The organism is Leuconostoc sp. BM2 (genome assembly GCF_002095565.1).
GTDB lineage: Bacteria > Bacillota > Bacilli > Lactobacillales > Lactobacillaceae > Leuconostoc > Leuconostoc falkenbergense.
Map to the genome: position 1 here is coordinate 1 of NZ_MOWQ01000099.1, position 1,055 is coordinate 1,055.

Here is a 1,055-nt window from a genome sequence, read left to right on the forward strand (position 1 = left end):
GGCAGATTGTAAAATTTAAGTTGAACATTTAAGTGGACAGAAAAACCCATCAAGGTCTTTAATGGTGTTACCACAACATTCCATTAGAAAGAAGGACCTTAATGGGCACCACTATTTTATCATTCCAGAACCGTGTTGTCATTGAAACGCTTCATAATGAAGGACGTTCCTTGCGATACATCGCTAACTACTTAGGCTTTAGTAAGACCACCATCTTTAACGAACTTCACCGGCTAAATAGTGAGTATCAAGCTGAGCTAGCGCAAACTGACTTTGAACGAACGGTTAGTCAACGGGGGCGGAAGTCTTCGCTCACTAAAAACCTTAAACACTTGGTCGAGGAAAAGATTCAAGTCCAGAAGTGGTCCCCTGAACAAGTTGCCCATGTGGTTGGGATTGCCTACAAGACGGTCTATAACTGGATTGATCAAGGCTGGCTTGATATACAGTTGCCTGATTTGCCTGATCATGGAATTCGTCGTCATCGTGCTAAAGAAAAGCGTGGTACGTTCAGTCACGGCCGCTCAATTGAGGAGCGTCCTCATAAAGTCGAAACTCGCCAGGAATTCGGCCACTTTGAAGCTGATACCGTACTTTCTGGCAAACGTAAAGGTCAAGCTGTAGCTACTTTTGTGGCGCGTAAGAGTCGCCTGACAATTGTTAAACGGCTCCATGGTCGCGACAGTCAGTCCATGACTCAAGCCGTACTTGAACTAGCTAGTCAACTTCAAGACAAGCTCAAGACGCTTACCGTGGATCATGGGAAAGAGTTCGCTAACTATCAGGCAATTGAACAGCTAACGGGTACTCAGGTTTACTTTGCCCATGCCTATTCACCGCACGAACGCGGTAGTAATGAGAACCGTAATCGAGTTTTGCGACGGTTTATTCCCAAGGGACAAGCCATTGAAGATCTGAGCGATCGCCAGCTGGTTCAAATCAATTGGTATCTGAATTCCCGACCACTTAAATGTCTTAACTGGCACACACCAATCGAGATCTTCTTGCTTAATCTACGTCACTAAATTCGTTCAAGTTATTTCTTGCAATCTGCC

At 44.9% G+C, this 1,055-nt stretch carries 1 protein-coding gene; it reads left to right on the plus strand.

Features of this window, described 5'->3' with window-relative positions:
* Window positions 1–101: 101 nt before the first annotated feature.
* Entirely contained in the window at window positions 102–1,025 is a 924-nt protein-coding gene (locus tag BMG01_RS10580) for an IS30 family transposase (protein ID WP_036068849.1), read from the plus strand.
* The last annotated feature ends 30 nt before the right edge of the window (window positions 1,026–1,055 follow it).